The organism is Bradyrhizobium sp. B097 (genome assembly GCF_038957035.1).
Lineage (GTDB): Bacteria > Pseudomonadota > Alphaproteobacteria > Rhizobiales > Xanthobacteraceae > Bradyrhizobium.
In genome coordinates, this window is sequence record NZ_CP152412.1 from 2,572,843 (window position 1) to 2,585,849 (window position 13,007).

General features: G+C 64.1%; 8 protein-coding genes and 1 tRNA gene. 4 read left to right on the plus strand and 5 right to left on the minus strand.

Annotated features, from left to right (window positions below):
- The first annotated feature begins 80 nt into the window (after window positions 1-80).
- Complete coding sequence (locus tag AAFG07_RS11965; protein ID WP_342729131.1) at window positions 81-1,634, plus strand: MFS transporter; 1,554 nt, start codon at window positions 81-83, stop codon at window positions 1,632-1,634.
- A 178-nt stretch (window positions 1,635-1,812) separates the two neighbouring features.
- Here AAFG07_RS11965 and AAFG07_RS11970 read toward each other — a convergent pair.
- Window positions 1,813-1,888, minus strand: a tRNA-Ile gene (locus AAFG07_RS11970).
- A gap of 204 nt (window positions 1,889-2,092) precedes the next feature.
- Complete coding sequence (locus tag AAFG07_RS11975; protein ID WP_342727441.1) at window positions 2,093-3,061, minus strand: tripartite tricarboxylate transporter substrate binding protein; 969 nt, start codon at window positions 3,059-3,061, stop codon at window positions 2,093-2,095.
- Window positions 3,062-3,180: 119 nt separating this feature from the next.
- On the opposite strand from AAFG07_RS11975, the gene AAFG07_RS11980 reads away from it, so the two are divergent.
- Window positions 3,181-4,149 (plus strand): TAXI family TRAP transporter solute-binding subunit, encoded by a 969-nt coding sequence (locus AAFG07_RS11980; RefSeq protein WP_342727442.1) that lies wholly within the window; start codon window positions 3,181-3,183, stop codon window positions 4,147-4,149.
- Window positions 4,150-4,296: 147 nt separating this feature from the next.
- On the opposite strand, the gene AAFG07_RS11985 is transcribed toward AAFG07_RS11980, so the two are convergent.
- On the minus strand, window positions 4,297-5,487 hold the full coding sequence (locus AAFG07_RS11985) for an ABC transporter substrate-binding protein (protein WP_342729133.1): 1,191 nt from the start codon (window positions 5,485-5,487) through the stop codon (window positions 4,297-4,299).
- A gap of 204 nt (window positions 5,488-5,691) precedes the next feature.
- On the opposite strand from AAFG07_RS11985, the gene AAFG07_RS11990 reads away from it, so the two are divergent.
- Window positions 5,692-6,801 carry a molybdopterin-binding protein gene (locus AAFG07_RS11990; RefSeq protein WP_342727443.1) on the plus strand — a complete coding sequence of 370 codons (1,110 nt, stop codon included), beginning with the start codon at window positions 5,692-5,694 and terminating at the stop codon, window positions 6,799-6,801.
- A 9-nt stretch (window positions 6,802-6,810) separates the two neighbouring features.
- On the plus strand, window positions 6,811-8,760 hold the full coding sequence (locus tag AAFG07_RS11995; RefSeq protein ID WP_342727444.1) for a molybdopterin biosynthesis protein: 1,950 nt from the start codon (window positions 6,811-6,813) through the stop codon (window positions 8,758-8,760).
- A 1,206-nt stretch (window positions 8,761-9,966) separates the two neighbouring features.
- Here the strand turns inward: AAFG07_RS11995 and AAFG07_RS12000 are convergent.
- Entirely contained in the window at window positions 9,967-10,278 is a 312-nt protein-coding gene (locus tag AAFG07_RS12000; protein ID WP_342727445.1) for a hypothetical protein, read from the minus strand.
- Window positions 10,279-10,391: 113 nt separating this feature from the next.
- Window positions 10,392-12,953, minus strand: a complete 2,562-nt coding sequence (locus AAFG07_RS12005) for a fused MFS/spermidine synthase (RefSeq protein ID WP_342727446.1) — start codon at window positions 12,951-12,953, stop codon at window positions 10,392-10,394.
- Window positions 12,954-13,007 lie beyond the last annotated feature (54 nt).

The window sequence follows — 13,007 nt, forward strand, 5'->3', positions numbered from 1 at the left end:
CAACACAACATAAGATGAGAGGTGAGGGGACGATGACGGACACGCTGCATTCTGCGAACGCCATTCGCGCGACTTCCGCAATGACCGCCGAGGAGAAGAAGGTCGTATTGGCATCGTCCTTTGGCGCGCTGCTCGAGTGGTACGACTTCTACATCTACGCGGCGCTTGCCGTTCAGCTCGGACACCTCTTCTTTCCGAAGGGCAATGAGACGGCGGCATTCCTCGCAAGCCTCGCAACGTTTGGTGCCGGTTTCCTCATTCGCCCGATCGGAGCGCTGTTCTTCGGCCGCCTGGGAGACATGGTCGGGCGCAAGAAGACGTTTCTCGTGACGATCATCCTCATGGGCGTCGCCACGGTCGGCGTCGGACTGCTCCCGACCTACGATCAAATCGGCATAGCTGCGACGTACGGGCTCGTGCTTTGCCGCTTGCTGCAAGGTCTGGCGCTTGGCGGCGAGGTTGGCGGAGCCGTGACCTATGTCGCGGAACACTCGCCGGTGAACCGGCGTGGAGCATACACCAGCTCACTTCAGACAACAGCGACGCTTGGGCTTCTGAGCTCCATCATTGTCGTCTTCGGATTGAAGCTCGTTCTTTCCGATGCGCAGTTCCACAATTGGGGCTGGCGCCTGCCATTCGTGCTGTCGCTGCTGTTGCTGGTTGTATCGGTCTACTTCCGGGCGAGGCTGCACGAATCGCCCACGTTCCAGCGAATGAAGGCTGCCGGCGCAACGTCCAAGGCGCCGCTCACGGAGAGCTTTACGCGAGCCTCGAACCTCAAATACGTCGTTCTGTTGTTCGTCGTTGCTGCAGGCCTTGGCGCGATCTTCGGCACTGGACACTTCTATTCGATGTTCTTCCTCAACAAGACTCTGAAAGTGCCGATGGACGAGGTGCAATTGCTGATCGGGCCAGCCCTGGTGGTGGTCACGCCGCTATATGTCTTCTTCGGCTGGTTGTCCGATCGCATTGGCCGCAAGCCCATCATGGCGATGGCCTGCCTGCTCGCGGCTGTCACCATCCAGCCGATCTTCAAAGGCCTGACCCACTATGCAAACCCGGCCCTGGAGCGCTTCCTCGAGAGCACCGATATCGTCGTCACGGCGCGCGGCTGCAATTTCCGTCTGTTTGCCGAGGCCACCACGGAATGCGACAAGATCACCGGTTTTCTGACCGATCTTGGTGTCCAATATCGATCGGAGCAGGCAGCCCCGGGCGCACCGACCACGGTTAAGATCGCGGGACAGGTCGTCGAAGGCTTCAACCCCGATAGCCTTAGGCAGGCGTTGGTCTCGGCAGGATGGTCGTCGTCCGCCGATCTTTCGAAGATCAATCGTCCCGCGGTATTTGGGCTTCTGTTCGTCCTCGTGCTCTATCTGGCGATGGTGTACGGCCCGATGGCGGCTTTCATGGTCGAACTGTTTCCGGCGCGCATTCGATATACCTCTCTCTCGTTTCCGTTCCATGTGGGTGCCGGCTGGGTCGGAGGTATGCTGTCATTCGTCGTCACGGCAATGAATGTGTATTCCGGCAATCCGTACTTCGGATTGTGGTATCCGGTGATCGTGTCCGGCTTCGCATTTGTTGTCGCTATTTGCCTCGTGCCGGAGACGCGTGGTCGTCCGTTGGATTGAACCTCGCAGGTGGTAATTCAACCTGCGGAAAATTGCAGCTGGATATCGTCACCCAAGCTTTCGGTCTAATCTCGTTCACGAATACCGAGCACCCGCGCACGAACGAAAACAGCACGTATCTGGTGCGGGGGTCCAGATCAGGTCAAGTAAGGCCGAATAAGCGATTGATTGATTTCTGTGGTGGGCCCGGCAGGACTCGAACCTGCAACCAGACCGTTATGAGCGGCCGGCTCTAACCATTGAGCTACAGGCCCCGCCGCCTTGCGGGCCGCGGGGCGCGGCCGGCAACGGTGCCGGCTCCGTTTACAGGGTGCGTGGGGTTTCGGCAATGCCACCCCCGGCCCCTGCGCCATCGCGGTCGTGCCGCCGCGCCTCACGGACGGCATCGCTGGAACACCGGTCCGGCAGCCATCTTCCGTTGCGATCGTGACCATCCGGCGCGCACCACAATCGGCGCCTTAGTCCACCGAGACGCCGGCGAACTCCACCACCTTGCGCCATTTCTCGGTCTCGTCGGCGACCAGCTTTCCGAATTCGGCCGGGGTCATCGGCTTCGGGATGCCGCCGACCTCGGCGAGACGCGCCACCAGCTTGGGGTCCTTCAGGGCCTCGCCGACCGCCTTGTTGAGGGTATCGATGACGTCCGGCGGCGTACCCTTCGGCGCTGAAATGCCGTAGAAGCCGACCGCCTCGAAGCCCGGCACGGTCTCGGCGATCGCCGGCACGTCGGGCACGCCCGGCCAGCGCTGCGGCGAGGTCACGCCGAGCGCGCGGACGCTGCCGCCGCGCGACTGCTCCAGCGCCGACGGCAGATTGTCGAAGATCAGCTGCACCTTGTTGGAGATGATGTCGGGGAAGGCGATCGCGGATCCCCGATACGGCACGTGCTGCATGTCGCACTTGGTCATCGCCTTGAACAGCTCGGCCGACATATGCACCGAGGTGCCGTTGCCGGATGAGGCGTAGGCGATCTTGCCCGGATTGGCCTTGCAGTAGTCGATGAACTCCTGAACCGTCTTCACCGGCATCGCGTTCGAGACCACCAGCATGTTGGTGAGCTGCATGATGCTGGCGACCGGGGTGGTGTCGCGCAGGAAATCGTAGGGTAGCTTCTTGTAGAGCGAGGTCGAGATCGCGTTGTTCGGCGCGACGAACAGCAGCGTATAGCCGTCCGCCGGCGAGTTGATCGCAGCGGCGGCTGCGATGTTGCCGCCGGAGCCGGCACGGTTCTCGACCACGAATTGCTGGCCGAGATGATCCGACAGCCACTGACTCATGATGCGCGCCACGATGTCGACCGGGCCGCCGGCCGCAAATCCGATCAGCCAGCGCACCGGGCGGTTCGGATAGTCGGATGCGAAGGAGGGGGCAACCGAGGCAATGCAACAAATCAAACCAAGCAACGCAATACGTGCGAACCGGAACATCGTCTCTCCCGTCATTTTCTTGTGACTGTTGCCGTCATGGTTTCACAAAACGCTGGCTTTGCCTACGACCCTGCCCGTGCGACGATAGTCGCGCTCATTTGCAGTGCTTGAGGCTCGGGATGAAATTCGCTGTTATGATTTGCGCCGGCGCGCTGCTGCTCGCGGGCGGCGCGGCGGCGCAAGAGGGGAGCAAGACCATTTCCAAAACCACGATCAGTTTCGCCACGGCGACGCCGGGTGGCGGCTTTCCGCTCTATGGCAATGCCTTCGCCGAGGTGATGAACGCGGCCGACGTGACGTTGTCGATCGAGCCGCGCAATACCAAGGGCTCCAACGAGAACATCCCGCTGCTCGAGGCCGATAGCGTCGATATCGCAACCGTTGCCGGTGAGCCGTCCTACGAGGCCTTCATGGGCATCGGCCGGCCGAAGGCGACCAGGCTGAAGATCCTCACCGCGATGTATTCGAGCCCGGGCATGTTCGTGGTGCGTGCCGACAGTCCCTACAAGACGATCCAGGACCTGGTCGGCCAGCCCGTCGCGTTCGGCGCCAAGGGCTCCGGCCTGCCGATCCTGTCGCGCTATATCCTCGACGGCATCGGGCTCAAGCAGGACGAGGACTTCAAGTCGATCTATCTCGATCGCGCCGGCGATGGCCCTGCGATGGTCGAGGACGGCCGCGCCGCGGCGCTGTGGGGCGCCGGCATTGGCTGGCCCGGTTTCAGCAAGATGGCCGAGAGCGCGACCGGCGCGCGTTTCATCGCGCCGACTGCGGACGAGATCGCCCGCATCCGCGCCAAGCACACCTTCCTGAAGCCGCTGACGATCCCGGCCGGCAGCTACCCGAAGCAGACCGCGGCAGTCGCCTCGGTCGGCTCCTGGAGCTACATCCTGGTGCGCGAGACGTTGCCCGACGATGTCGCCTACCGGCTGGCGAAGACGCTGCATGGTGTCGAGGCGACCTTCTGCAAGAAGCTCGCCCAGGCTTGCGAGACCACGGCAGCGAACACCGTCGCCGCCGCGCCCGATATCAATCTGATCCATCCCGGCGTGCTGAAGTATTTCAGGGAGATCGGGGTGGCGAAATGACCTCTGCATGGACGCGTCATCGCGTCTATGCGGGGGTCATTCCGGGGCGCGCGAAGCGCGAACCCGGAATCTCGAGATTCCCCGATGCGCGGCGCGCATCTGAGGTCTGGTGCTTGCGCACCATCCCGGAATGACGACCTTCGGTCGTCACTTCTTCACCATCGCACACGCCGGGTCCGGCGGGCCGAACGCGTCCTCGCCGGAGATCTTGGCCAGGATCTTGTAGTAGTCCCACGGATACTTTGACTCGGCCGGGGTCTTGACCTGCACCAGCCAGAGATCGTGCACCATCAGATTGTCCTCGCGCAGTCTGCCGTTGCGGGCGAAGAAATCCTCGACCGGCTTCTCGCGCATCTTGGCCGCGACCTTGAGCGGATCGTCGGTGCCGCTGTCCTTGATCGCGTTCAGATAGGCGGTCACCGAGGAATAGACGCCGGCCTGCCACATCGTCGGCATCCGGTTCATCTTGGCGAAATAGCGCTTCGACCATACGCGGGTCTTGTCGTCCATGTCCCAGTAGAACGAGGTGGTCAGCAACAGGCCCTGCGCGGCCGACAGGCCGATCGAGTGGATGTCGGTGATCAGTGCCAGCAGCGCCGCCATCTGCTGTCCGCCGGCGAAGACACCGAACTCGGCGGCGGTCTTGATCTCGTTGGTGTTGTTGGGCGGTCCGCCGGCAATGCCGATGATCTTGGCCTTCGAGGCCTGGGCCTGCAGAATGAAGGACGACAGATCGGGCGTCGCAAACGGCGGCCGCACCGCGCCGAGCACCTTGCCGCCGGTCTTGGTCACGATCGCGGAGGCGTCCTTCTCCAGCGAATGGCCGAACGCATAGTCGTCGGTAATGAAGAACCAGCTGTCACCGCCGCGCTTCACCACCTCTTGCGCGGTGCCGACCGCGAGCGCGCGGGTGTCGAACACCCACTGCATCGCATAGGGCGAGCAGAACTTGCCATGGAAGTCGGTCGCGCCGGTCGAATGCGTGATGAACAGCTTCTTCTTCTCGTTGGCGATGTTCTGCACCGCGAGCCCGACCGCCGACACCGGCACGTCGACGATCAGGTCGACCTGATCGACGTCATACCAGCGCCGCGCGATGGTCGCGCCGATGTCCGGCTTGAGCTGGTGATCGCCGACGATCACCGAGATCGGCTTGCCGAGCACCTTGCCGCCGAAATCGTCGACCGCCATCTGCGCGGCGGTGACCGAGCCCTGTCCGGTTGGCGTCGAGGCCGGGCCGTTCATGTCGGTCAGCACGCCGATCTTGACGATGTCGTCGGATACCTGTGCCGATACGGCCGAGGAGGCCAGCAGCGCGGCTGCGAGCGTCCCGAACATGGCTAGTCTGGTGGCGATCATTCTGTCTCCCTCCTGAATTGGCGCATTGGCCATTATGGTTGTGCCGGGCCTCCGGGACCCGGTCATATTGGTTTCTTTTGCAACTAGTTCGGGGTCCGCGTCAACGCGCCATCGGTCTAATGGCGGTGCTCTGGCACGGCGCAAGCCGGTTTCTTTCGGGGCCGATTCAGTCCATAGCGGGCCATGATCACCGCCCAGCGCCTTCCGGCTTCGCTCACCCCGCTCGATGCGGCGCTGGCTGCCGTGCTGCGCGACCTCGCGCCGGTCCAGCCGATCGAGTTGCCGCCGGCCGACGCCTTGCGCTGCATTGCAGCCGAGATGCCGGCCTTGCGCGCCTATCCGCCGCACGATGTCGCCGTCAGCGATGGCTGGGCGATGCGCGCCAATGATCTGGTCGGCGCGTCGTCCTATGCGCCGCTGCCGCTGGCCGGAATTCCGGTCTGGGTCGCGGCCGGCGCAGCGATGCCCGACGGCACCGACTGCGTGGTCGATGCCGATGCCGTCGACACCTCCGGTCCGCTTCCGCAGTTGCTCGCCGAAGCCATCCCGGGGCAGGGTGTCCGGCGTGCCGGCAGCGACATTGCCATCGAGCGTGCCGTGATCGCGGCGGGCGAGCCGCTGCTGCCGCGCGGTCTGCTGCTCGCGCGCGCCGCCGGACTGGAGCTGTTGCGCGTACGGCGGCCTCGGCTTCGCATCGTCAACATTTGCAACGGTCAGCTGACCGCGCGACTGGTCGCTGACACCGCACGCCTCGCGGGCGCTGAGATCGTCTATGCTGAGGCGGCGCCCGATGTGGGGGCGATTGCAAACGCGCTCGAGGCAGATGGTTGCGATCTCATCATCACGATCGGCGGCACCGGCGTTGGTCACACCGATGCGGCGGTGAATGCGCTGGGGACGCGTGGAGCGTTGATTGCGCACGGCATTGCCCTGCTGCCCGGGCGCACCACGGCGGTCGGCCGGATCGATGCAACGCCGGTCGTCGCCTTGCCGGGCGCGCCGGATCAGGCTTTCGCCGCCTGGTGGGCGATTGCGCTTCCTGTGCTCGATCGCCTGTCGGGCCGGCGCCCGCGTAAGACATTGGCGCTGCCGCTGGAACGCAAGATCGCCTCCGGCGTCGGCATTGCCGAGGTCGTGCTGCTGACGCGTCAACAGGGTTTCTGGGCAGTGCTTGCGATCGGCGACCTGTCGCTCGAGGCCATCGCGCGCGCCGAAGGTCTGCTGATCGTGCCCGGCACCGCGGAGGGTTTCGCTGCGGGCACGGTTGTCGATGCCTATATGTTGCGGGAGTGAGTTCCCGAGATGACCAACACGTTCGCGCCGAAACCCAACCCATCCGTCGAGCAGGATCAGTTCCTGACCATCCTCTCGCGCGAGGAGGCGATCGCGCGCTTCGAGGCGGCGCTGTTCCCGCGCCAATTGCCGTCCGAGACGCGGCTGCTCGCTGATGCGCTCGGCCGTGCGCTGGCGGAGGACGTGTTGGCGCCGATCGACGTGCCGCCGTTCGATCGCTCCAATGTCGACGGCTTTGCGGTGCGCTCGGCCGATCTCGCAAGCGCAGGCGAGGGCGCGCCGGTGCAACTCGCGCTGAACGACGAGATCATTTCGTGCGGCACCGCGCCGACCCGGCCGGTGCTGCCGGGCACCGCGACCGCGATTGCGACCGGCGGTCCGGTGCCGCGTGGCGCCGATGCGATCGTGATGGTCGAGCACACCCAACCCGCCGGCAATGGCGCCATCGAGGTCCGGCGCGCGGCGTCGCCCGGGCAGTTCGTGTCCTATGCCGGCTCCGACATCGCGCGCGGCGAAGCGCTGTTGCGCGCGGGAACGATGATCGGGTCGCGCGAGATCGGCATGCTCGCGGCCTGCGGCATCGCCGACGTTCTGGTGGTGCGCCGACCGCGCGTCGCGATCCTCTCGACCGGCGACGAATTGGTGCAGCCGGGTGAGACGCTGCGGCCGGCCGCGATCTACGACACCAACGGTGCGATCGTCACCGCGGCGATTGCCGAGAATGGCGGTGACGCGTCGTTCCTCGGCGCGATCGCGGACGACGAGGCGATGCTCGAAGCCGCGATGCGCAAGGCGCTGGCGGAGAGCGACATGCTGGTGCTGTCGGGCGGCACCTCCAAGGGCGCAGGCGACGTCTCGCACCGGATCATCACAAGGCTCGGCAAGCCCGGCATCGTCGCGCATGGCGTGGCGCTGAAGCCGGGCAAGCCGCTGTGCCTTGCGGTCTGCGACGGCAAGCCGGTGGTCATCCTGCCGGGCTTTCCGACCTCGGCGATGTTCACCTTCCACGACATGATCGTGCCGGTGCTGCGGCGGATGGCCGGCCTGCCGCCGCGGTCGGATGCCAGGGTCGCGGCGAAGGTGCCGGTGCGGATCGCCTCCGAACTCGGACGTACCGAGTTCGTAATGGTCTCGCTGGTCGAAGGCGCCGACGGCCTGATCGCCTATCCCGGCGGCAAGGGCTCGGGCGCGATCACCTCGTTCGCCCAGGCCGACGGCTTCCTGAAGATCGAGGCGCTGGCCGACCAGCTGCCGGCCGGCAGTGAGGCCGAGGTCACGCTGTTCACGCCGCATGTGCGGGTGCCCGATCTCGTCATCGTCGGCAGCCATTGCACCGGGCTCGATCTCGTCACCGCGCCGCTGGCACAGGCTGGCCTTGTGGTGCGTTCGATCGCGGTCGGCAGTCTCGGCGGGCTCGCGGCCGCCAGGCGCGGCGAATGTGATCTCGCTCCGATCCACCTGTTCGACGACAAGACCGAGACCTACAACACGGCGTATCTGGCCGACGGCCTCGAGCTGGTGCCGGGCTGGCGGCGCATGCAGGGCATCGTGTTCCGCAAGGACGACACGCGCTTTGCCGGCTTGAGCGCAGAAGAGGCGGTGCGCGCCGCGCTCGCCGATCCCTCGTGCATCATGGTCAACCGCAACCAGGGCGCCGGCACCCGTATCCTGATCGATCGCTTGCTTGCTGGCAGCCGGCCCGACGGTTACTGGAACCAGCCGCGCTCGCACAATGCGGTTGCGGCCGCGGTGGCGCAGCATCGCGCCGACTGGGGCATGACCATCGCGCCGGTCGCGGCAGCCTCCGGGCTCGGTTTCATCCCGCTTGCCGAAGAGCATTACGATTTCGCGCTGGTGACGGTGCGCAAGCAGCGGCCAGCGGTACAGGCCTTTCTCGACGCGCTGGCATCGGACGAGGGCCGCGCCGCGCTGACGGCGGCGGGGTTCAGGCCGGCGTAGCGGCGATCCGCGCCACCTCCACCGCTGTCGTCCCTGCGAAAGCAGGGACCCATAACCACAGGGTCGTGTTGTTGAAGAGAGCTGCGGCCCCAGCGTCGCGCAACAATTGAGATTTGGGGCAATGGGTCCTGGCCTTCGCCAGGACGACAGTGAATGTGTGGCATTGCCCACCTCAATCGTCGTCCCTGCGAAAGCAGGGACCCATAACCACAGGGTTGTGTTGTTGAAGAGGGCTGTGGCCCCAGCGTCGCGCAACAATTGAGATTTGGGGCAATGGGTCCTGGCCTTCGCCAGGACGACAGTGAATGTGTGGCATTGCCTATATCCTCAATCGTCGTCCCTGCGAAAGCAGGGACCCATAACCACGGGGTCGTGTTGTTGGAGAGGGCTGTGGCCCCAGCGTCGCGCACCAATTGCCATTTGTGGTTATGGGTCCCGGCCTGCGCCGGGACGACACCGAATGTGTGGCGCGATATCGAGCGAGTTCGGTGTCATCACCCGCGCAGGCGGGTGATCCAGTATTCCAGAGACGGGAGTGCTTGAGCCGAGAGGCCGCGGCGTACTGGATCGCCCGGTCCCGTCTCCGCCAAGGCTTCGACGAGGCCATGCATTCCTGGCACGCCGAAGCTTTAGCGAAGGCGGCGAGCCGGGCGATGACAGTTGAAGATGAGGACACGGTTGCGCATTCTCGCGACATGAATCGCCCGAGCTTTGGTCTTCGTTCCGCCCTCTCTTGCAGAGGGCGCAGGGAAAGCCGGGTGCCGATCGCACCCATGGGCCCCGAGCAAAAGGTAGAAAGCTCGGGGGTAGGACCACAGGTGTAACCGGAGCAATCCGGCTTTCCCTGCGCGATGGGTTACGGCTTACTTCGTGCTCTCCCCGGCGAGACTGGGCTTGCTTGTCACCGTCTTCACAACGCGCATCGCGCAATGCGAAAAGACACCTGCCGCTAGGGCGTCGGGACCACACGACTTCACCGTCCGCATCACATGCTTTCGTCTCCGGCATGATCAGCGTCCACCGCATCTCACCGCAACACCCGTGACGATGCGCAGCGCCCCTCGATCGGGTGAGACGGGCGGATTCATACACTGAGTTTGTTTTCTGATAAAGCGAAATATTTTTGCGCGCGAGGATTGACAGGTTTTTACTGAGTTGCCCGTCGGGTTGTTTTGCCGTAGGTCTCGGTGCGACTGCGGATCCGGCTCAGTGCCGCATCGCCGTCTCGACGAACTCCAGCACGGAGCGCGGGACCTCATCGTATTCGACGAAACGGCGCCGAAGCTCGTCGGCAATATCGGTCGTGACGTCCCGCGACCATCCTTCGCTGGTATTGAAGGCCACGATGCGGACCGGACGGCTGTACTGGTCATCCAGCAGGCGGCGGATCAGCGTTTTCCGGTCGGTGCCTTCTTCATCAGTTTCGCACCAGGCGCGGCCAAGCCGGCCGAAATCGTTCAGCACCAGATAGGTGTCGTGGTCGATTTGGTGCGGCACGATCGAAGGCGAGCGAGGCATAGCTGGTGCTCCGGTACGCCACAATATCGTGTTCCGGTCGCCCGGTGCATTGGAAACTTCGAGGTATATCCGCTGGATAGTCTCCGAACGCGCTCCGCTAGCAGGTTGCCCGATCACTCGCGTAGCTTGCGGTCCAGGAAGCCGACATAGGAATTATCCGGATCCAGTTTGACGGCCAGGCGAAGCGCGGCACGGGCGGCGGATTTGTCGCCCTCAGCGGTGGCCTGGTGCTCATCCAGAATCGCATTGGCCACCGTGCGCGCGGTGTCGAGACGGGCCTCCTCAATGGAGCGATCGGCAAGATAGGCTTCCACCGGCTCGCGGAGGCGCTTCAATTCGTCCACGCTGATCGAGCTCAGCGGATACCAGTTGAAATATTCGAGGCGCGGCCGATCGTCCGTGAGGCTTGGCACATTTCCGACAAAGGCCGCGAGCTTTTCATCGGCGGCAATGAATGTCGCCAGGAAATCCTCGGGCGAGCGCAGGCCGTTTGCTGTCAGGTCTTCAGCCACCCCCGGCTTGGACATGCGCGTGGCGAGCACGCGAGGATCGATTGTCAGCGGTTCATCGGAGGCGATGGCCACGCCTTCCATTCTGGACGGCAACCACAGGGAGACGTGCTTGAACTGGCCCATCATAGCCTTGAGGATCATCTTCGGAAGAATGCCGCGGTTGAAATCCAGCGGCACCCATTGCGCGAGAACGCCGCCGGGGCGCATCTTCTGCTTTGCCAGCGCATAGAATTCCTCTGTGTAGAGGTTGATGACGCCGGCGTCATGGGGCGGCGGGGGCTCGAGGGTGATGACGTCGAATGTCTCGTTTGTCCCCAGCAGGAAGTGGCGCCCGTCCGCGACGATCTGATGGACCTTGGGGTTTTGATAGAACTGCTTGTTGATCGGCACGAAACGGGGCGCAACCTCGAAAACCGTCGAGGCCAGATCGACCGCGTCGATGGATTGTAGTTCCTGATGGGTGCTGACCGCACCCACCGTGGTGCCGGTCCCGATGCAAATCACGACCGCCGTTTCAACCGGGCCCGGATGCAGCAGAATGGGATAGTGCCCCATCGCGGCCATATAGCGCCGGCCCTCAGGACGGTTGTTGGCATAGCTCTTCGAATTCACCACCAATTGTTGATAGGTGCCCGCCGCCTTCTCGCGATACTCGACCACCGCAAATGTTGCTTGCTTGGTTTCGCGCAACTCGAGGACATTGCCGCCTTCGATCGAGGTCAGGACCCGTTCCAGATAGTGCGGGGTGAAGAGCAGGAGCGCTACGGCGATGATGCTTGCGGCGACTGCCCCTTGCCGCCACAGGCTCCTCTCCCTCAGAAGATCCGATTGCGATACGGTCGTCGCGACAAAGAGCAGGACGTTCAGAACAATCAGTGCGGTGAGCGCGCCCTGGCTGCCCAGATAGGGGATCAGAAGAAACCCAGCCGCCAGGGAGCCCAGCACGCCGCCAATCGTGTTCAAGGCGTAGAGCGTGCCGATTCGACGGCCCAGCGCGCTCATCTGCATCACCGTCAGTTCGCTGGCCAGCGGAAAGCTGACGCCGATCAGCGTGGTCGGCAGCAACAGGGCAACGGCACAGATCAGGAAGAATGAAACATCACCTCCCAAGAGCTCCTGCGCCGGGACTGGAACCAGGCCCGATACGATGGGAGACAGCACGGCTTCCACGGTGCGCGCCTTGCCGAGAATTCCGACGGTCAGGGTGGCCGCAACCGCGATGAGCAGCTGTGTTACGGCGAAGTATCGCAGCAGTTGATCCTTGCGGGGTGCGAGCAGCCTCGCGCAGATCAGGGCGCCGATCACCAGGCCCAACAGGTAAACACCGAGCATCCCGGAGAAGGCGTAGACGCTCGAGGTGCTGACATTGGTCAGGAAGCGGAACCAGACGACTTCATAGGCGATGGACACGAAGCCGGAGCACGCGAAGATCGCGATGAGGATGGACGTCCGGCGATGTCCCGGCCCGGCGGTTTGCGCCGGCGCTTCCGCCGTGACCGGCGACAGCGGGCTTGCGCCGCGCGCGAGGAGCAGGGCGACACCGCCGACGCAGACATACAGGCCTGCTGCGACCAGGCTCGATCCGGTGATCCCCCAGAGGCCCATCAGGGCAAAGCCGACAACCAGGGTGCCGATCGCGGCGCCCAGGGTGTTGAACCCGTAGAGCAGGCCGATGCGATTGGCGAGGTCGGCTTGCGCGCGGGTCAGGAACTTCACGAGGAAGGGCAGGGTTGCGCCCATCAGCATCGTCGGCAGCGACAGGATGGCGAGCGACAGCGCGACCATGAGCGGCAACCGGAATGGGGACTCCAGGTCCAACATGGGCGACAGCCAGCCCACCCATGTGGACCAGTGCGACAGGAACGCGGTTACCGCCAGGGAAACGACCGCGAGCGCGAGTTCGAGAAAGCCGTAGATTTTCAGGGGGCGGCTGACGGTGTCGGCGATCCGGCCCCCGAAAGCGCTGCCTAGGGAGAGACCGAAGAAGAAGCTCGCCACCGTAACGCTGACGGAGACGGTCGCGCTTCCCAGCACGAATTGCAGTTGCTTGAACCACAGGACCTGGAGGATCAGGGATGCCGCGCCCGATGCCAGGAAGATCGCCGTGACCAGAACCCTGTTCTTCAGGCTTATGGCGTCTCGAACACCATCACGATTGGGCACTGGACAGGCCTCCCATTGATCGGGAGAACTGGTACGGCAAATGCCGTTAATATT